Source organism: Paenibacillus sp. EKM212P, assembly GCF_011066115.1.
Lineage (GTDB): Bacteria > Bacillota > Bacilli > Paenibacillales > Paenibacillaceae > Paenibacillus > Paenibacillus polymyxa_B.
Genome location: NZ_JAAMNR010000015.1, coordinates 44,360 through 62,828, shown reverse-complemented (window position 1 = coordinate 62,828; position 18,469 = coordinate 44,360). Strand labels below are relative to the sequence as shown.

Here is an 18,469-nt window from a genome sequence, read left to right as displayed (position 1 = left end):
CTTATCACTTTCACTTGTTGGATGGTCATCGGCGGATATGATGAAGGTCGGCCAGACCTGAGTTTCGAGTAAATATTTTGCTCCGACAATAGCAGACTCGGGAATTAGTTTCACCTCTCCCATTTCATAAAGAGCAGCCATATGCCACCAAGCTCCATCCCATTTTCGACGGCTGCACTCGCCGTGAGTCATCCCCAAATGGGGAGTAGATTCAAGGAACTGTATAGATTCTTCGATTGCTAAACGAATATTTTGATTTGTTTCCATCTGGGTATCTCCATTTTGATTACATTCTACTTCATGCTTCAGTTAAGCAACGCTCATCTCGTATACCCTTCCACTCTTAAAAAATTCGATATGTTATTAACCCATCCTGCCCGTTAGCTTATCAGGCAGCCGATATTACGGCAACCTATTCTTATGATACCATTCGTGTTGCGTTAATTATCTTAATCTCTAGGTGACCTTTAAGGCAAAATGATAAAACGCATCGCCACGAGATTGGTTCTCTACATCTTCATCCATCCACCATACCCCGTATGAATAAAAATATGTCCCTTTTTCTGTAGGAACTTGAAAACTATTTTCTTTCAATAAAACTTCTGTAAGTCTTCCTTCATAGAATTGCTCGACATGAAATTTATTCGGTTGGGGCTCATAATTCATAAGGAATTTTACAACATCACCAGGCTTTACTGGAATCGGTTCTTTTCCTTTTAAAAGTTCAACTGGACCAGCTGAATCCACACATGATGTTGTCCAGCAATATGTGCCGAGTTTTGTTTTGTACATTCGTTTATCAATCTGAATTTGAACCTTTGGTGGTTTTTCTCCCTCAAGGTCCTTGTTTTTTGGCTGAACACCCACGCAACCAACTATACATATAAGAGTTAGTGCCATAACGAATAACAAGACTGTATTCTTCATATAAACCCTCCTATCTATATTCGACCCTAATTATTCAACGATAGAAGAAGTAAATTTGTTACAAATCAAATTCATGAGATTAGTAAAATACTGTTTAATATGTTTTTTCGGAATTAAGATTACTTGTTGAACTAAACTGCCCGTTAGCTTAATGTAAAACGGAGCAGCTGCTGACAGCAAACTGCTCCGTTTAAATTTAAAATAATGCGTCCCCAATCGTCTAATAATTGCCGCATATAAAAAATGAGTTCTTCGATGACAGAATAACTTCACGTCTTGAACAATGGAGATTTATCTGAACCACCAATCAAATCAACTGTGAAAAATATGGAGATGAAGTGTCCTCTGGGGGCTACTGTTTTTACTGCACTTGAAGTGAGACGAACAAGTGAGGGGGCGTTCCCCACTTTAACTAGGAATAGTATACTTGTTCTACTTTATATAATGTATGCTCGATAGTTGGACAAAGTTCGGCATCTACTTTGTGAAATTTAACTCGAAAGTATAAACTTTTCAAGAAGTTCTTTATATTATTTTTTTGCTTAAAGGCATGAAGAAATTCTGGATTTTTCTCCACGTCACCAAAACTTTGGATCCATTTCTCTACATAGGTCTGACTAAGTATTTTTCTATTTAAAACACTAATTACGGATTTCACCATTCTTTCATCTTCCCCATCGGAGTAAACTCGATCTGATATGGTCATCTTTTCATAAACCAAATCGAGTATGGTTAAGAGGTCTTTTTTGTCCAGTTCGGAACATTGGGCCAGATCGTCCAAAGCATCTGCTGCATGAGCTATGGCGTGAGCCCATCCTTTTTCTTCATCATACCCACGGTAATCTCGCTCTTTATGTATATTACAAAATACTTTCTCTTTGATCTGATGAATATGCTCACTTGAGAGAAATGGTGACTCCCTATGCCTCATAAGGAAAAGCGGTATAACTAGCATAGAGAAAGATCTAGTGAAGACAGAGTCTGTATTTATTTCATCAAGCCTGAAAAGCAAATGGTTTTTATCCAAAACAACGGGTAGGAGTTGTTCCAGTTCGTTTACAGTTAGAGCATTACCAGGAATCCAATTGGATAAGGTTGTATAAATTAGCTCATCACGTAATTGGGCATCTAAAGAACCGATGTTATTCATCATCTCTTGTATCAATTGGAATGTATCGGAAGGTGCTTGGTAGTCATTTGCTTTTATCAATATCAACTTTTCTTTTAGATTCATTTTACACACTCCTACTATATTGCTATTCATTTTAATCATCTCTATTTTAGTAACAATCAAAGCTAGTTCATGTATAACTGAACATCATACTTTTGAGCACCTTTGTTTACTTTGTACAGACCTAAAACTCTTCCAAAACCTTGGATTTGTCCATGAACCTTTTCCAGGTGATCCTCTCCCCAATAGCATAAATGGTCTAGCGCGGGCTTTAATCCCCAGCCGTAGGAAGTTAACTCATACTGCACTTTGGGTGGGATCTCTTTATAAACCTTTCGTGCAACAATCTCATTCTTTTCCAGGCCTCTTAGTTGAGTGGTCAGCACTTTTTGCGTAATGCCGGGGATTAACCGGCGAAGCTCAGACGTCCGTTTCTGTCCTGTCATCAAATGATGGCTTCCATTCCCCCCCCATTACTTCTAATGCCGCCTCCACTCCAACTTTATACTTTTTTTGAACGCTATTTTCCCTCTTTTCAGTCATCTCTTATTCCTCCGTTAAAAGGCTGTGTTTTTCCTACATAACATTCATTCACTTCAGTCCATTATTCAGGTAAGTTTCTAGGGCATCTATCTAGGGCACTTCCATGTTCCTAAGGGACCTGTATCATCCTATAGAACTTGAAAGTACGTACTTCCAGATTATTTTAGTACTATTTATAATAGCATCAGCCATTGATCATGGCTACAAGTTAGCTGTTGAGAAAGGTAGTGAAGAATACAAGTATGAGAGTATTAAGCGTTGTTTCGCACCCGAGAAAAAATTCCCTGACCTTTAAGGTTGCCGATCGTTTCGTACAAGGTCTTGCCGAGGCTGGCCACGATTACGAGATATTGGATTTACATGGGATTGGCTTTGACCCTGTTTTAAAGGGAGTAGATGAACCTGACTGGTCAGCTGCGGAACAGTCCTTTACCCCTGAAGTAGAAATGGAAACAAGGAGAATGAAGGAGCATGATGCCTTGGCGTTTATTTTTCCAATTTGGTGGTGGCATTTGCCTGCCATGCTAAAAGGTTATATTGACCGTGTATGGAACAATGGGTTTGCGTACGGTTCGAACCGGCTTCATCATCAGCATGTCTTGTGGATTGGTTTGGCGGGCGTTTCCAAAGAACAGATGAAAAAGCGCAACTATGATGAAATGATTACTCATCTGCTCAATGTGGGAATTGCAGATTATTGCGGTGTTTTAAATTCCAAGGTTGAATTTTTATACGAGACTTTAGACTCCAATCCCAAGCACTATGAGATGCTGCTTAACCAAGCTCATCATTTAGGGTTGAATTATGCCAAGGAACAGTAGCCTTAAGTTAAGTCTGAACTCTATGGAGTCTGTCCAAGGAAATGCGATAAAATAATAATACGAAATTGCACCTTATTTGAGCAGAGAATTTCAAATTTATTTTGAGCTTATTTTGTCAGAACGCCCGGAGCGCCCGCAACGTTCTGGGCGTCCTTCTTCCTTTTCATTGGCATTTGTTCGAACGGAAATGTAGGTATTGCGCTAATCTTCATCCGGATGTTCGAGCAGCCTCAGCTTTGGCATATGCATCTCTGGAATATACTTCAGGGATTCCTGACGAATGATATCCACATCACCGGAGTCTACCAAGCTCCCCGTCAGGGCAATAGTCTCCGGGTTCATTATTGCAATCAAGCTGGTTACGGCACGACCAGACAAAGAATGAAAAGTTGTCCGATCATGCAACTGGCGGTACAGCACATCATGAGACATGCCAAATGGTAAAAAGGCAATCTCTCCCGTAAAGCAAGTAATACCTCTGTGGATATGTCCGCCCACCATCATGCCTGCTCTTGACAAACAAACTTCAATAAATGTCGCAACCGCAACTGACTTTTCCTCATCATATCCCTGCTTCTGATAGAACCCATACACGGTCAGATTCATGTTGTTATCCACAATGACTTCCACCTCATGCTTTTCACGGCGGAATATTAGATTGTCTCTCCTGCCAGGATGGCAACCGTATAAGTCAGAGAATGACTCTTCACTTCAGCCTTGATGATGATGCAGGCAACATAAGAAAAGTTCTCATTGAAGCTGCACTTGCATCCTGCAGGACAACGGGCTCCCCATTGACAAGGTTCACTGTATAAATCGATTTCTGTGCTGCGGCATTTACAAGGCTGACATGATGATGTTTGCAGGTTCTTCGTTGCTCACATTGACGTTTTGATAAGATGCGTAGCCGCCAAATACATGAAGTCCAAAGTGGCCTTCTGCAAAAGTACCATCCATTACATCTATGACTTTTTGTCTATCCACATAAACTACAATATGCGGTCCATTCGCTTCTATTTTCACCTTATAAGTTTGACCTGGCTGAATGAAAGTCGGTACTTTCGCAAGAACCTGCCGTTCTTCAAATCCTCCATTAATTTTATAGAACAGACGGATCGCCTTCATGTTAGGGTCTAGATTCAGATAGTAACCACTGCGCCCATCCTCGCTAGCCCTGAACAAAATAGAACCTGCCCCTCCTGTTTCACCAAGCATCATGTCTGCTTCATACGTAAAATTCCCAGCCTTCTCTTTAGCGATATAATTCGCATCGCTGAAATAATTACCACGAATCCCATTCTCGCTAACTAACCATGAAGCAGCAGACAGATCTTTGGTCCATCCACTCAGGTTTGTCCGGAACTCACCACCTGTGACTTTAACGAGCACACTAGCGGATGCTTTACCATCCGGAGTAGATACGGTGATCGTGGACTCCCCTTCTTTTTTCGCCTCAATAACCGCCTGTGAATTGTCTACCACGTCTATGGCTATTACTTCTTTATTGCTGGACTCCCACTTAAGCGGTTGAACGCCAAAACCTGGTCTGTACTCGACCATTGCCTGCAGTGTGTCCGCCCCCCCTATACCCAGTTCCCGAACCCTCGTATCCATCTTTATCTGAGCTTTTGAATTAATGTCCTCATTCCAGACGGATTGAAGTTGATGCACTTTCAAGGAAACAACGTTCACATTCCCTCCTTTCACGTAAAAACTCATCGCTCTACTGGCTGGATTCGGAAATATAACATCTGAAAAGACGACTTTGCCGCCGTTACCAAAGGCTTCAACGGAAGACTCATCCACAAGAATACGCATCTTGACCCGATTATTCTCCATTTGCATCGGCGCTTCATGTTTTTTATTGAAAAGGCTGGAAAAGTCCGTTACTCCAGATGCAGTTCGGTCCACAAACATTTTACTCTCGCTTGCGGTATAACCCACAACCGTCTTCTGATTTGCACCCTCACGAAGGTTAAAGCCGAACTCGGTCACTGTGCTGGCTTCAGGGATTTCAATTTCAGCTTCAATTTCGTAAGCACCTGAAATAGTGCCTTTTAGCAGGTTCCCGGAAGAAGGACTCACCCCTTTGTTAGAAGCAGAGTACAACGGTTTACGCAATGATTCCAATTCTTTAATTGGACTTTGTGCCATCCGAATTCCATTTTCGGTCGTTACCAATGATACTTCTCTCGGAATGGTTAGTTCACCTTTCCAATTCGTCGTTGGGAAAGCGAACGGATAGTCCCAATTCGTCATCCACGCCATTATCACTCTGCGATGATCAGGCATGTTAGCAAAAGACATCGAAGCGTAAAACTCTTTACCAAAATCTGTTCTTAGCACCTTACCCGCCGGATTATCATTCACGAATTTACCATCAGCTGTTAAATGACCGATAAAATACTCGGCATCTGATCCACCAGTTTTTGGATTCGCTCCCGTACTGATCATCATAACCCACTTCTTCTGCGACGTTCCGTCTACCGGAAGCTGGAACAAATCAGGGCATTCCCATACACCTCCGCGGACGTAATCCCCGTATCCCCAATTATCTGTCAATGTCCAGTCAAGTAAATTCGTTGACGTATAGAAACGAATATTATCTCCTCCGGACACAACCATAACCCATCGGTTATTCTCGTCATCATAGATCGCTTTCGGATCGCGGAAATCCCAACCCCCAGGGTCTTCTCCGCTCTTACCTGGGTTCTCGATCACGATCGGGCGGTCCTTCGAATATTCCCAAGTGCGACCTTGGTCCTTGCTGTATGCCAGACCTATACGCTGGTTCCCATTCGGGCCATCCGGATTAAAGGAAGTATAATATGCAATAAGGCCCTTGCCTCCTGAATCCCCGAATAAACCGGATGCATTCGTCATATCCGCAACAGCCGATCCAGACCAGACATGTCCGTGATCATTCCACGGAAGTGCAATCGGAAGCCGCTTCCAGTTCAGCAAATCTTTACTGACAGCATGCGCCCATGTGCCTCCATCCTGATGGAAGAGATGATATTCTCCTTCGAAGTAGACAAGTCCATTCGGATCACTTGCTGAACCACGTATTGGCGTGTAGTGATACTGAGGACGATATATTTCGTTATAATATTGGCTCGATTCCGTCACATAAGTATCCTGGAAGTAAGCCGTCCCCTGTCTGACGACGATTCCGGTATTTCTATTCGTGTAGGTTGAATCTTTCACGTCAATCGCGGCCGTAGTGTATCCGTCCAGGAAGACCTGAATTCGATTTCCCTTTGCCTTGATCTCCACATGATGCTTGGCTCCCATCTGACTCGGATAAGTACGTAGTGAACTTGCAATTACTGTTCCTTTCGTATTCGTCAAACTTACACGGACCTGATCTCCTTCCTTCGTAAGAGTAGCTTCATATCCTTCAGCTCCATCGGCGGAGGAACGAAATGCGAGAGCCGCAACAGAATCAGGAAGAAGGGTAATATTCCCTTCATACACAATATCAGCCGCCTGTTTGTTATAGATTTGCTGTGCCTTGCTCTCATGTGCTATCGTCCCTCTTTTGCCGCTGATATCAGGCTGCCATTTTCCCTTACTTGCAACCACCGTACCCAAATTACCTTTCAGATCGCTCACCACGATGTTCGAAAACAAGGCGGATCCATCCCATACATGAAGTCCCAGCTTTCCGCTTCGATACGTAATGTCCTGAACATCAATCAAAGGTTTATATTGATTGCCCCAATATACTTTTAGCGAGGAACCCACTGCCTTCACTTTGAGATGATAAATCTGACCCGCTTCAACAGAAACTTTACGCTCCTCCTTTAATTCCCCATCTCCATTCCTTGCATCTCTTAACCGAATCAGACCTGTATCCGGAATGATTTGGAGCATGTACGAGCTAAAGCCATCCTCATTAGAACGGAACAACAACGTTGCGACTGCCTTCGTATCCCTGATCATGACATCAGCTTCATAGATAAAATCATCGGACACCGTCTCGGAGATGGCCGTTACATTTTCTTTAGGCTGCGAAGTCAGCAAGATTCCTTCTGAAGTATACTCTAATAACCCTTTCCCTTTCACTTGCCAGCCTGTCAAATTGGTGTTTGATTTGGTAGCGTTTTCAAAAATAGAAAACTCCTCCTTTGCCTGTTTACTTGCTTCCTGATCAGCGAACACAGCCCAACCCGTAGCCGGACTAGATGTAAAAATGCCCATTGAAGTCAGAGCTAACCCCGTTGCCATCAGAAGACATATTGCGAATTTAGATTTATCTTTCATTCCTTACCCTCACCCTCTTTTCTAATGGAATTGAAAGTAGCGGTCAGCAACTCGAGCTTAACTTGACGAGTCCTGGCAGCACAATATAATCAACAATGTGATCCAGTATGACACTAGAGTTGACATAGCCGTTCAGGTTATGTAGCACAGCCTTTCGAATCAACGGGAACAGCTCTTAGCTGACTTAATTCACTTATGGGTGTTTGGATTAAGCAAATTCCCTCCGAATACGTCCTAGGCTGTATCTCTCGGGGGATTGACATGTGACCACGCCATTCTTCTGAAGGAAGAGTGGAAGCATAACGCCAATTGTTCATCCAGCCGACCCAAAACTTTCACGCGTCCTCGTTCGGAATGCCATCCCAGGTCACATCCGCCTGCCGGTGGTTCTGAATCGTTTGGATTCACACCATTTCTATCCCCGACACTTAGCATCAGAATCCACTTAGTGATATTGGAATCTTCATCCACTTGGATTTTAAATACCTCAGGACATTCAAAAATATCCCTCGATGGATACCCGGAATATCGGAATTGAAACCGCTTGCAAAAGATCATTCCTTAAGATTCGGAGACGTGTAAAATTCTACACGGTCTCTTACGGCAAGAACCATTACCCACATTGACGATTCGTCATACCAAAACACCTTCGGATCACGAAAGTCTAGCATTTTCGTTGGGAACAAAACAGGGTTACCTTGGCTGTGTATCATAAGGGGTATGTTGGTAGAACAGGTGGTACTCTCCTTCATGGTACACCATGCCGTTGGGATCATTCATCCAATTTTCCTTAGGCGAATAGTGTAATTGGGGCTGTATTTATTTTTATAAAAAATATTCATTGGTCCTTTTCTGCTACTCATCTCACCAGATAAATGTATTTCTTTAATGTTACTCACCCCCCTTTTAGGTTATTTAGGATCTTAATAGAAGTGATTCAACTAGCTTGGCAACTAAATTGGAATGCGTGCAAATAACTGCTTAGTGTACCTGAAAAATGCATCTCTTATGAACCAAAATAATCCAACAGCGTGCATTTGTCAATTTTTTTTACTGCATTCCAAATATTTTTGGATGAATGAGCTTTTTGATTTTACATTTGCACAAAAATATATTAAATAACTCGAAAATGGCAACTTTTATTTAATTTTATCTAATCGTCCTTCTTTATTTTGTAAACTAAATGTATCTACAAATGTTCACAAGTTCTTGTTCTTTCCGGCAAAGGAACGAAGCTCTTGGTCTGGCCGCGGCAGCTGCAACACGTCCGATCCTCCTGCAGACGGTCCGATTTCTTCCCTATCTGGAACCCTCCCTTAAACCAAGCTTGGTTTAAACCAAGCCTAGAGTGCAACCAGGAACGAAAAAAGGACGCTCATTAATCCATGAACGCCCTTGCTTCAGAACTCACAACTTTATTTGACACCTTAGTCACCCTATTTTGATAAAGGGTGACTAAGATGCTCATGTTTATTTTATATTCACCTCTGATTTTTACAATTTTATGCTCCTTCATTCAAGACTAAATATCCACTCATTTGCCTTTAAAAAATATTAATTCTATCGCCTTAAAAAAACGACACTACATATTTTCTGCAGTGTCGTCTTTAATCCGATTATCTTAAGTAATTTAGCGAGATAAAATCTTACTTTTCTTTTACATAATATGAACTGCAATCTTTTCATTGAGTTATTCAGCTTGCCATATATCTTTCAATTTCCAATAGGTCAATTCATTTACTAGAGCCTCTCCACCCTCCGTTATGATTTCTATGCCTAGCAATTTCTCACTCGGATAGATGCGACTTGTCATCGTAGCTTGCCCTTCATTTGCAAACATTTCAATGGATGAGCGATCCAGATATACATGCAATGTCAGCTGCCCCTCAGCATTGAAGGCTGTTTGACGTACTCCATCTGTCTTCTTACCTGATTTAGAACAATTAAGCATAAGTTTCTGCTCCGGAATAGAATATGTGATAACCGTTTCTTCTCGACCTGTTCCACGAAACTTCAAGCCTACCATGTCTGCACTTGACTTCGTGAGGTCGAACACTACCTTAAGTTCAAGCAGGTCGGCTTCAACTTCCTCAAAGTAACTTCCAGAAATGGCACCATATTGACACAAAATATGTTCACTTTGACGAAGCAACTTCATTTCTTCTACTGGATTCATCAGTACTTTATTATTGTCACCCAACGTAACTAAACGTGGGATCGTCATTGCTCCACACCAGCCGTCTGCTTTCGTCGGCATATCCGATTCCCACATATCCATCCAACCAATCGCAATGCGGCGACCTTGATCATCTAGAAAAGTTTGAACCGCATAGAAGTCATGACCATTATCCAACTCGATGAACTCTCCATGCTTATATTCATTACTATCATAATTATAATCGCCAACATAATATCCCGTCTGGAACAAGTTATTGTACTTATCTCCCTGCGCATCAATACCTTGTGGGGAGAACATAAATATATGCTTACCGTTCAGTTCAAAGAAATCAGGGCACTCCCACATGAAGCCCATATTCTTATCTCCCTGCAGAAGCACACCATGATAGGTCCAAGTTCTAAGATCAGGAGATGTATATAGAATAACACGCGGCAGATCTTCTTTCGTGCTGTTACCTAGGATCATGTACCATGTATCCTCATGCTTCCATACCTTCGGATCACGGAAATGCTGGGAGCTATCTATCGGAGGTTCAGCGATTACGGGATTCTGCCTTAGTTTTGTAAAATGAATGCCATCTGTGCTTACTGCCACATTTTGATTTTGGAAAAAGATATTGTTTGGTTGATCAATATAGTGATGGCCAGTATAGATCAATGTCAGTTCGCCGTTATTATCTACTGCGCTTCCTGAGAAGCAGCCATCAAGATCACACGCATCTCCAGGTACTAATGCAATCGGACAATGCTCCCAATGTACAAGGTCTTTACTCTTCACGTGACCCCAATGCATTGGACCCCAGTTCTCATCATAAGGATGATGCTGATAGAAGGCGTGATATTCACCTTTAAATTGAATTAATCCATTTGGGTCGTTAATCCAGTTTGCTGGTGCCATAATATGATAACCTAATCGGTACCGCTTGTTCATTTTCGCTTCTGCCTGTTTCAATGCTTCCTCAGCTTGCTTCGTATTGTTATTATATGTGTTCATCTGTCTTCCTCCTATGCTGTTTCAATATGCTTGTTAGGCTTGGGATTCAGCTTTTTCGGTTCTTTCTTTAAGGTAAAGATTGAGATTGTTGTAAAGGCAAATACGAAAACACCCATAATCACGTACGTATTTGCAAAGCCTCTAATGTCATAAGACATACCGGCGATTGGCGAGAAGATCGAAGCTCCTACCTGACTCGTAAACTGGAATCCCACCAGATACAAGATCGAAGACAGACGCGTATCGAAATTAGCAGCCAAGTACTTAAATACGGAGATCAACATGATTGGCAGTTCCAATGCGTGAATCAATTTCATAGCTGAGATACCATAAGGTCCAATAACTAAGCCTGAACCCATGATCCGGAATGCCATCAAGAACCCTGCCAATATCAGACCCTTTTTTGCTCCAATTTTGTTGACAATGAAAGGCGCTAAGAACATCATGCCTGCTTCCAAGAATACTTGTAGGGAATTTAAGTAACCGTAAACTTGATTGCCTAAAGCAACCGTTGAGAACGTCGATGAAAAGTAATTCGGGAACTGCTGGTCATACACATTGTAAACACAGGTAACACCAAGAACATATAAAATGAAGAACCACAAATGCTTATTTGCAAACAAATAGCCGATTTGCTTAAAGTTAATAGATTCTGCTCGCTCCATCTCGGAATCTGTCATTTCAACTTTAATTGTCATCATAATGATAAACAGAATGACAGCAGATACGGATGCAATCCAGAAGTTAATGTTAGGGTTGATATTGAAGAGCTGACCAGCAAAAAATGTTGCTGCTGCCCAACCTAGCGAGCCCCACATACGAGATTTTCCGTATTCAAAGTCATATTTTCGGCTGACTTTCTCGACATAAGATTCGATGGCTCCGATCCCTGCCAAAAAAGAAATACCCAAGTATAATCCACCTACAATGGCGCCGAGGAATACATTGTATTGAAGTAACGGCCCATAGATAAAGATATAGAAAGGACCAACAAATAAGAGCAAAGAACTGATTAGAAATAAAATATGCTTCTTTAATCCGATTTTATCAGATATATAGCCATAAAGCGGTTGCATACATAGCGCAAAGATAGCGTTTACAGTAAAGATAACACCTGTTTCAGCACCATTCAGACTGATTTCTTGCCCTAGCCAGATGGAGAACAATGAATAACTTGCTGACCAAGTAAAGAAGAAAAAGAAGAAATAGGCACTTAGTTTCCAGTACATGCTCTTTGACTTTCTCATATCGAACGCTCCTCTAAGTTGAACATTTAATGTAAATGAAAGCACTTCCGTATTTACAGATCGATTATATGTCAACCGCTTTCATATGTCAACCGTTTGACATATTTCTAAAAGGAAAAGAGCTCTCCTCTTTGATTTCAATTACTCTAATAGGGATTGCTCCACCTTATATCACAATGCTGAAAACTATGGAAATTGTATTAAGCTGTACTAGCTTCAATAAGTTTCACTGGTAGATAGGTTTCTCGCGGGACATCACTGAATCCACCTTCAATTTCTTTAATAAGTAACTCTATGGAAGATCTCGCGATCTCCTGTATTGGTTGCTGAATTGTCGTTAATTCAGGGAGAAGATTGCGGGTTGTTTCTGTTCCGTCATATCCAATTACGCGAATATCTTCAGGAACACGTTTTCCTCTTCTTCTTGCTTTAGCAATAAAAGACGCAGCCACCAAGTCATTACTCGCAAACAATCCATCTACTTCAGGATGTTCATCGAGCAAGCGTTTAATCGGTTCATCGTGATTCTGTTGGTGGAAGGGATCATCTACTTCATAGGTAATTGCCTTTCGACCATACTGCTTCATCACATCTTCATATGCTTTTCTTCTTAAGCTTGCCGGTGTCTCTAATTCAACAGGGCCATTTATGTGTAAGATATGCTTGCACCCCTTTTTAATAAGCAGTTCTGACGCCAGCTTTCCACCCATATAATTATCCGATCCTACAACTGGGATTGAATCGGATAGGAAGCGATCGATTGCAATGACGGCAATATTCTTCTGTTCATAATTTACGATACCTCGGTTGTGTGTACCAACGATAATACCGTCAACTTGATTTCGCATAAGCATATCCACATAAGATTCTTCTTTATCCAACTGATTCAAACTGTTACAAAGCAATAGCTTATAGCCTAATGACGCACAAATATTCTCTATATGAAAAGTCAGCTCTCCGAAAAATGGGTTGCTTGTAGTTGGAATGATTAATCCAATTAGATTTGTTCGTTTACTAAATAATGACCGAGCCACATCATTTGGTAAATAATTCAGTTCCTGCATCGCTTTATGAACTTGATCCTTCGTTTCTTGACTGATATAGCCACGATTATTAAGTACGCGAGAAACTGTAGTCGGTGAAACTCCAGCTAATTGTGCAACATCGTTAAGTTTTGGTTTCATTGATTCAACCTGCCTTCTCTCCATGCCAAGTCTCCAATTATTCTATTATTTTAACATGGTTAAACGTGAAAAAACATCTGACCCTACGAGCCCTTTTCATTCAAATCTGTAATATCATCCATATACAGTGGTATTTGTTTTGTAGGTTGCTACTGCCTCCTTGAACCATGGATGTTCGCTGCTTGAATGATTGATAACAAGGTCCATGAAACCTTGACTCCCTGTCGGTCCGCTGCTTCCATCAAGGTGCGAAAATCATTTAGACTCCCACACAGCGGGTATACCTGATAGTAATCAGTTACATCATATTTATGGTAACTTGGAGACGGATTAGGGGCATAAGCCAGAGGCAGTTGACCTCCAAATCCACCCCGAATGGAGTTTGCCCTCGTTTAAGTAATCAAGTTTTTGTGTAATTCCTTTCAAATCACTGTGTCCGTCTTTCTTGTGTAATATGGATAAATGTATCCATTTAAGTGTATACATCCCGAGATTTTTGTCATTTTATATGGACTAATATATGAACGTACCATAATGGAATGAATCTCATGTGTGATTTCGTAGAAGAAGATGGGGCTGTGTTACCGCTTTTGGGAGGCATGCTTTACATGTAGAAACTGGTAGTATACAACAAAAAGCGAATATGATTATTGCATATAGCGTCCTTCATCCATGACAATGGTTTATCCAGTGAGATAACCAATTTTCGGATTGGCAAGTTGGAGCACAAGCTCCCCAACCTCGGATTTTTTACCCAGGCGACCTAGCGGCGTATTCCCGATAATCCCTTCCATCACAGCGTCATTTAATGAATCTGTCTTTTCCGAAGCGATCGGGCCCGGCGCGATCACATTCACACTAATATTGTATTTTGCCAGCTCACGGGCTGAGGATTTGGTTAATCCAATCAATCCGGCCTTGAAAGCACCATAATGAAGGTCGAAGCTTCCTCTCGTAAAGCAGCTACAGAGGAAATATTAATAATTCTGCCTTCTTCACAAAGGATATGTGATAATTTTTTGCATGTAAATATGAACCTGGATTTAAAAGCCCAGCTCAATATTTTAATAGGACAAATCTACTCCCGCTATGGAAATCTAGCACAAGCTCTGGATCACTTCTTTTTAGCTCGCACCATATATCAACAACAGCAAGCGCACAAAAAATAAGTGAATTGTATATCCTTATAGCTGAAGCTTATTATCACCAAAAAGATTTTGAGACCGCTTCGTATTACTACGGACAAGGCCTTCCTGCTCAATAACAAAAAACCTCAGGGCTTCTTCCAGATGGATAAGATCCCTGGGGTTTAATCATTTATATTTCACTTATGGCTCAAAACGCTTAATAACGATGAACGCATTGTGGCCGCCAAAGAGGTCAAATCGATTTCAGTTTGATCATCATATATAACTTCTCGATCGCTAACTAAACGAATTTTTTACGCATCTCTAAAGCAGATTTTCCATTCGTTTCGTGGAGGAGTGTCCGGTAACCGTTATTGAATCAATCGTCCAATCTTTGACGGTCCATGTAGCACATTCCCTGATTGCTTTCGATGGTGCAGTTGATAAATTGATGTTCTTCGAATTCCAGCCTAAATATTCTCCGATGATCAATGAATCATAAACGGTGATATTCTCACAATTCCAGAAAGCGTCCTTTGAAATAAGTTTTGCATTGCGAATCTCCATATTCTTTGCTCCGTCGAATGCGTAGTTCCCTGCCAATGTGAAATCGTCGATGGTGATATTTGCGCTATTCATTCCAAAATAATCGCCTTTTGCGGTCACATGATTCAAGTGAATATCTGCGCAATTCCATAAGGTTTCTTGTGCGTTGGGTAGATCGACATTTGTCAGTCGGATCCCGCTCGAACGCCGAAATATCTTTGGTGCCTCTATTACGCTGTCACTGATGGCAATTTGATGTGTATACCATATTCCTGATCGGGCCATTTCAAGGAAAGTGCTGCTACTAACACGAATATTATTGCAATACCATAAGGGATACTTCCATTTGAAAATGCTATTATCGATAGTAATATCGTTGCTTTCCTTCAGTGGGGACTCGCCATCTGCAAAAATAGAATTTGTAATAGTAAGGTTATTTCTTTTGAAAAGTGCTCGTTCTCCAGTAAGTATTTGTTGATCGATCGTTTGCATAATACTGTCTCCAATCACTCAGTACTAGCTTCAAATATTCCCTGACCTCATATTCGTTTGATGAATATCCGCAGACTAGAAACAGAGGGTTCCTGGTTTATGAGAAGCTTCAATAGAAACGACAGCATTGATGTCTGCCGTTTCTGTGTGTTACTTCATTTATTAAAGTTTAGTATAATCTTCATCCATTACGGGTTCTAACCAATCTGTTTGTCCTGGTGTAAGAGCTAAGTGAACAAACCAGCTGTCCTTCGTAGCACCATGCCAATGTTTTACGTTTGGTGGAATGTTTACCACATCGCCTGTTTTGAGTAATTGGGCTGGCTTTCCATCTTCTTGATACCATCCTTCACCGCCAATAACCAACAACACTTGCCCAGCATGATGAGAGTGCCAGTTATTGCGGGCACCGGGAGCAAAGGTTACATTCCCAATTGCTGTATTGAGTGGTGCTGGATCGGTAAACACCATTTGTAAGTATGCGTCACCGATAAAATTTTTTTCGACTTTTTGACCCAATGGGAAGAGTGTGCTATTGCTTAAGTGCTCATTCTTCATTTTTTATCCCTACTTTCTTATATTTTTATTATTATCCAACGCGATGCTATCGACTTCTTACTTTTTAGGAATCATTAACGCTATTGGGCTTGCTCAATCGTCATCGTGAAACTGCCGTTCATTTTTACAAGCTTTTCAACTCCGACCTCAATATGACCTAGCTTTACAAGTCCACTTGAATAACCAAAATCTTGATAAAATATAGCCAAATTGCCCCAAGGAGAATAATAAGTAAAATCTCCAACGGAAGGATCGATGCCTGACGGCGCAGCTTCAATGGACAATCTTTTCTCTAGCCTGCTGATTTTTTCGGTTCCAGCATAATCCTCGAAGGTTATAGTCATTGGAAGTTTCTGTAAAAAATCTTGGCTGGTCGGATTATCGTACATGCTTACCATTACTTCCTCGTTGTTAAATATCAATTTTATTTTTATATTAGTTGTTTGATTGGCCACAGTTTTTCCTCCAATGGTATTACCGCCACAAGCCATGAGGGTAAGGGTCAGCAAAAAAACAAGGGATAGAGAAATCTGTTTCTTCACTAAATTCTCTCCACCTATTCCGGAATGATTTCATTTAAGCAACTTAAAGCGTTTAATGTTCTCGGAAAACCCATATATGGAAGGCAGTGAGTGATGGCAGTGATCATCATATCCTTGTCATTGCCCACATTCAGATTGCCCCGCACATGTGCCTTGACTTGACTTTCACAACCGCCCAGGCTGCTTAAGATACAGAGGGTCAGCAGCTCCCGTGTCTTCAGATCAAGACCTCCACGAGTATAGAAGTCCCCAAAACAGAAGGCAGAAAGATAGTCCTGCATATGCTTTTGATTGGATGGAGCATTATCCCTATTTTTTTCAATGATATCGCCAAAAATTTCTACCTGCACTGCAAGCCCTTTGTCTAACCGATTCTCTTCTTCAACCTGCTTTTGGCTTTCGAGAAGTAACACTATATTTTTGGCCTTGAAAACTTCATTAATCTCCGCGATGGCATTTAGCGTTTTGGGGAATCCTAAATAAGGCGCACATTGGTAAATGGCCTCTTTAAAAATAGTCCAATGAGCGCCTTTATTGATGTACATTAGGGGTTGGTTTCACGCGGTGCATACATAGAGTGAGCGCCAATACTCCTTTGATATGGAGTGCATCAAACGGATAATTTTTTTATCCCTTTAACCAGATTGATATAGGTAATTATAGATAACAAACTGGTAGAAAAAATAATAATTCCAAAAGGTATAGCGGAATTTTCGCCTGCAATTCCCACAAGCGGAGACGTAACGGCACCTAACGCGAATTGTAAGGTGCCGAGCACGGCAGAAGCGCTCCCTGCAATATGCCCTTGCGACTCCATTGCTAATGTAAAAGAGATGGGTCCAATGATCCCAATGGATAAGGCGAATAAGAAGATCGAAATAAACATAGCTGATAATGCTCCATGTACTAGTACTATAAATAAGACCGCAGCGGAAGATATAAATGACAGTATTAATCCGGTCAAAAATAGTCGATTTTCCGTTACCCGGCCTGCAAGCAGTTTGACGAATTGAGATCCCAAGATAATAGCAAGACCATTCAACGCAAACAGGATCGAAAACAGTTGCGGCGACACGCCGTATATCTTTTGATAAATAAATGGGGTACCCGCAACATAGGCAAAAACACCTGCGAACAATATGCCATTGACGAGAGCATATCCCATAAAAGACCGCTTTCGGAACAAGCTGTTATAATTTTTCATCAACGAACGGAGACTGCTTGGAGCACGTTGCTGTACAGGTAAGCTTTCCTTTAACCCCCATATGGTTATCCCAGTTAATCCTATACCTAGCACCCCTAAAAATATAAATACACCTAACCAAGAGCTGTATGACATGACCGTACTTCCGGCCGTAGGGGAAATTAACGGAGCGACATTGCTTATCATCGTTAGCAACGATATAAACTTAGTCATTTCAATCCCACTAAACCGATCTCGAACAATAGCGCGCGAAATAACGAGTCCGGCGGACGCAGCAACCCCTTGAATAAATCTTAAAAATATAAACCATTCTATGCTTGGTGCAAAAGCGCATCCAATCGAGAAAAGGATAAATAATATCATGGAAATCAACAAAGGCCGGCGTCTTCCATAAATGTCGCTTAACGGCCCCATTATCAACTGTCCTAACCCTAATCCTAACAGGCTAGTGGTTAAACTCGCTTGAACGGCAGTTGCACTTGTTCCAAAAAAAACAGCGATTTGCGGAAGTGATGCAAGATACATATCGACGGTAAACGGCCCCAGCGCCGAGAATGTGGCCAATATTAGAGCAAAACCGAGAGAATTTTTTTGGGTCTTATATTTCATTCCTTTAACTCCTATGATTGATTAAATGCACATTCTTTAAGCCAACGCATTTGCTTTAGG

Annotated in this window: 18 protein-coding genes and 3 pseudogenes; 2 read left to right on the top strand and 19 right to left on the bottom strand. The window is 41.3% G+C overall.

The annotated features are described in order from the left end of the window. From G9G54_RS24160 to G9G54_RS24145, 4 genes and pseudogenes are all read right to left on the bottom strand, one after another. Window positions 1-267 (bottom strand): annotated as a pseudogene (locus G9G54_RS24160) (hypothetical protein); the annotation flags it as partial. A gap of 189 nt (window positions 268-456) precedes the next feature. Then, on the bottom strand, window positions 457-927 hold the full coding sequence (locus G9G54_RS24155; RefSeq protein WP_069291967.1) for a hypothetical protein: 471 nt from the start codon (window positions 925-927) through the stop codon (window positions 457-459). Between the two features lie 412 nt (window positions 928-1,339). After that, window positions 1,340-2,161 (bottom strand): DUF2785 domain-containing protein, encoded by an 822-nt coding sequence (locus tag G9G54_RS24150; protein ID WP_165179887.1) that lies wholly within the window; start codon window positions 2,159-2,161, stop codon window positions 1,340-1,342. Between the two features lie 121 nt (window positions 2,162-2,282). After that, window positions 2,283-2,641: pseudogene (locus G9G54_RS24145) on the bottom strand (winged helix-turn-helix transcriptional regulator). 242 nt (window positions 2,642-2,883) lie between these two features. Here G9G54_RS24145 and G9G54_RS24140 point away from each other — a divergent pair. Further along, entirely contained in the window at window positions 2,884-3,462 is a 579-nt protein-coding gene (locus G9G54_RS24140; RefSeq protein ID WP_165179886.1) for an NAD(P)H oxidoreductase, read from the top strand. Window positions 3,463-3,663: 201 nt separating this feature from the next. Here the strand turns inward: G9G54_RS24140 and G9G54_RS24135 are convergent, their stop codons facing one another. From G9G54_RS24135 to G9G54_RS24100, 10 genes and pseudogenes are all read right to left on the bottom strand, one after another. Further along, window positions 3,664-4,080, bottom strand: coding sequence for a hypothetical protein (locus G9G54_RS24135; RefSeq protein ID WP_165179885.1), 417 nt, complete (start codon window positions 4,078-4,080; stop codon window positions 3,664-3,666). A 219-nt stretch (window positions 4,081-4,299) separates the two neighbouring features. Continuing rightward, window positions 4,300-7,728, bottom strand: coding sequence for a GH32 C-terminal domain-containing protein (locus G9G54_RS24130; RefSeq protein ID WP_165179884.1), 3,429 nt, complete (start codon window positions 7,726-7,728; stop codon window positions 4,300-4,302). Window positions 7,729-7,865: 137 nt separating this feature from the next. Next, a complete protein-coding gene (locus tag G9G54_RS25930) occupies window positions 7,866-8,045 on the bottom strand; it encodes a hypothetical protein (RefSeq protein ID WP_238808416.1) in 180 nt (59 codons plus the stop codon). Between the two features lie 237 nt (window positions 8,046-8,282). After that, entirely contained in the window at window positions 8,283-8,399 is a 117-nt protein-coding gene (locus G9G54_RS25925) for a hypothetical protein (protein ID WP_238808420.1), read from the bottom strand. A gap of 31 nt (window positions 8,400-8,430) precedes the next feature. Next, window positions 8,431-8,544, bottom strand: a pseudogene (locus G9G54_RS26290) (hypothetical protein); the annotation flags it as partial. An 874-nt stretch (window positions 8,545-9,418) separates the two neighbouring features. Further along, window positions 9,419-10,900, bottom strand: a complete 1,482-nt coding sequence (locus G9G54_RS24120; protein ID WP_165179883.1) for a glycoside hydrolase family 32 protein — start codon at window positions 10,898-10,900, stop codon at window positions 9,419-9,421. 11 nt (window positions 10,901-10,911) lie between these two features. After that, the gene (locus G9G54_RS24115; RefSeq protein WP_165179882.1) at window positions 10,912-12,147 is read right to left on the bottom strand and encodes an MFS transporter; all 1,236 of its coding nucleotides are present in this window, start codon (window positions 12,145-12,147) and stop codon (window positions 10,912-10,914) included. Between the two features lie 200 nt (window positions 12,148-12,347). Further along, the gene (locus G9G54_RS24110; protein ID WP_165179892.1) at window positions 12,348-13,331 is read right to left on the bottom strand and encodes a LacI family DNA-binding transcriptional regulator; all 984 of its coding nucleotides are present in this window, start codon (window positions 13,329-13,331) and stop codon (window positions 12,348-12,350) included. Between the two features lie 149 nt (window positions 13,332-13,480). After that, window positions 13,481-13,606 carry a hypothetical protein gene (locus tag G9G54_RS25915; protein WP_446723034.1) on the bottom strand — a complete coding sequence of 42 codons (126 nt, stop codon included), beginning with the start codon at window positions 13,604-13,606 and terminating at the stop codon, window positions 13,481-13,483. 408 nt (window positions 13,607-14,014) lie between these two features. Next, window positions 14,015-14,242, bottom strand: a complete 228-nt coding sequence (locus G9G54_RS24100; RefSeq protein WP_165179881.1) for an SDR family oxidoreductase — start codon at window positions 14,240-14,242, stop codon at window positions 14,015-14,017. A gap of 21 nt (window positions 14,243-14,263) precedes the next feature. On the opposite strand from G9G54_RS24100, the gene G9G54_RS24095 reads away from it, so the two are divergent. Continuing rightward, window positions 14,264-14,500: a hypothetical protein gene (locus tag G9G54_RS24095; RefSeq protein WP_165179880.1), complete on the top strand. Its 237-nt coding sequence runs from the start codon at window positions 14,264-14,266 to the stop codon at window positions 14,498-14,500. Between the two features lie 282 nt (window positions 14,501-14,782). On the opposite strand, the gene G9G54_RS24090 is transcribed toward G9G54_RS24095, so the two are convergent. From G9G54_RS24090 to G9G54_RS24070, 5 genes are all read right to left on the bottom strand, one after another. After that, entirely contained in the window at window positions 14,783-15,496 is a 714-nt protein-coding gene (locus tag G9G54_RS24090) for a DUF3737 family protein (RefSeq protein ID WP_238808413.1), read from the bottom strand. A 162-nt stretch (window positions 15,497-15,658) separates the two neighbouring features. Next, complete coding sequence (locus tag G9G54_RS24085; protein WP_165179879.1) at window positions 15,659-16,054, bottom strand: cupin domain-containing protein; 396 nt, start codon at window positions 16,052-16,054, stop codon at window positions 15,659-15,661. 80 nt (window positions 16,055-16,134) lie between these two features. Beyond that, window positions 16,135-16,596 (bottom strand): cyclophilin-like fold protein, encoded by a 462-nt coding sequence (locus G9G54_RS24080; protein WP_238808411.1) that lies wholly within the window; start codon window positions 16,594-16,596, stop codon window positions 16,135-16,137. Between the two features lie 14 nt (window positions 16,597-16,610). Further along, a complete protein-coding gene (locus G9G54_RS24075) occupies window positions 16,611-17,141 on the bottom strand; it encodes a carboxymuconolactone decarboxylase family protein (protein ID WP_238808409.1) in 531 nt (176 codons plus the stop codon). 65 nt (window positions 17,142-17,206) lie between these two features. After that, window positions 17,207-18,409 carry a multidrug effflux MFS transporter gene (locus tag G9G54_RS24070; RefSeq protein WP_165179878.1) on the bottom strand — a complete coding sequence of 401 codons (1,203 nt, stop codon included), beginning with the start codon at window positions 18,407-18,409 and terminating at the stop codon, window positions 17,207-17,209. Window positions 18,410-18,469: the final 60 nt, after the last annotated feature.

Excerpts from the sequence above, each read along its gene's own strand:
- G9G54_RS24120 (WP_165179883.1), bottom strand. The coding sequence starts at position 10,900 with ATGAACACATATAATAACAATACGAAGCAAGCTGAGGAAGCATTGAAA.
- G9G54_RS24090 (WP_238808413.1), bottom strand. The coding sequence starts at position 15,496 with ATGCAAACGATCGATCAACAAATACTTACTGGAGAACGAGCACTTTTC.
- G9G54_RS24075 (WP_238808409.1), bottom strand. The coding sequence starts at position 17,141 with ATGTACATCAATAAAGGCGCTCATTGGACTATTTTTAAAGAGGCCATT.
- G9G54_RS24095 (WP_165179880.1), top strand. The coding sequence starts at position 14,264 with ATGAAGGTCGAAGCTTCCTCTCGTAAAGCAGCTACAGAGGAAATATTA.
- G9G54_RS24085 (WP_165179879.1), bottom strand. The coding sequence starts at position 16,054 with ATGAAGAATGAGCACTTAAGCAATAGCACACTCTTCCCATTGGGTCAA.
- G9G54_RS24070 (WP_165179878.1), bottom strand. The coding sequence starts at position 18,409 with ATGAAATATAAGACCCAAAAAAATTCTCTCGGTTTTGCTCTAATATTG.
- G9G54_RS24110 (WP_165179892.1), bottom strand. The coding sequence starts at position 13,331 with ATGAAACCAAAACTTAACGATGTTGCACAATTAGCTGGAGTTTCACCG.
- G9G54_RS24150 (WP_165179887.1), bottom strand. The coding sequence starts at position 2,161 with ATGAATCTAAAAGAAAAGTTGATATTGATAAAAGCAAATGACTACCAA.
- G9G54_RS25925 (WP_238808420.1), bottom strand. The coding sequence starts at position 8,399 with ATGCTAGACTTTCGTGATCCGAAGGTGTTTTGGTATGACGAATCGTCA.
- G9G54_RS24140 (WP_165179886.1), top strand. The coding sequence starts at position 2,884 with ATGAGAGTATTAAGCGTTGTTTCGCACCCGAGAAAAAATTCCCTGACC.
- G9G54_RS24155 (WP_069291967.1), bottom strand. The coding sequence starts at position 927 with ATGAAGAATACAGTCTTGTTATTCGTTATGGCACTAACTCTTATATGT.
- G9G54_RS25930 (WP_238808416.1), bottom strand. The coding sequence starts at position 8,045 with ATGAACAATTGGCGTTATGCTTCCACTCTTCCTTCAGAAGAATGGCGT.
- G9G54_RS24130 (WP_165179884.1), bottom strand. The coding sequence starts at position 7,728 with ATGAAAGATAAATCTAAATTCGCAATATGTCTTCTGATGGCAACGGGG.
- G9G54_RS24115 (WP_165179882.1), bottom strand. The coding sequence starts at position 12,147 with ATGAGAAAGTCAAAGAGCATGTACTGGAAACTAAGTGCCTATTTCTTC.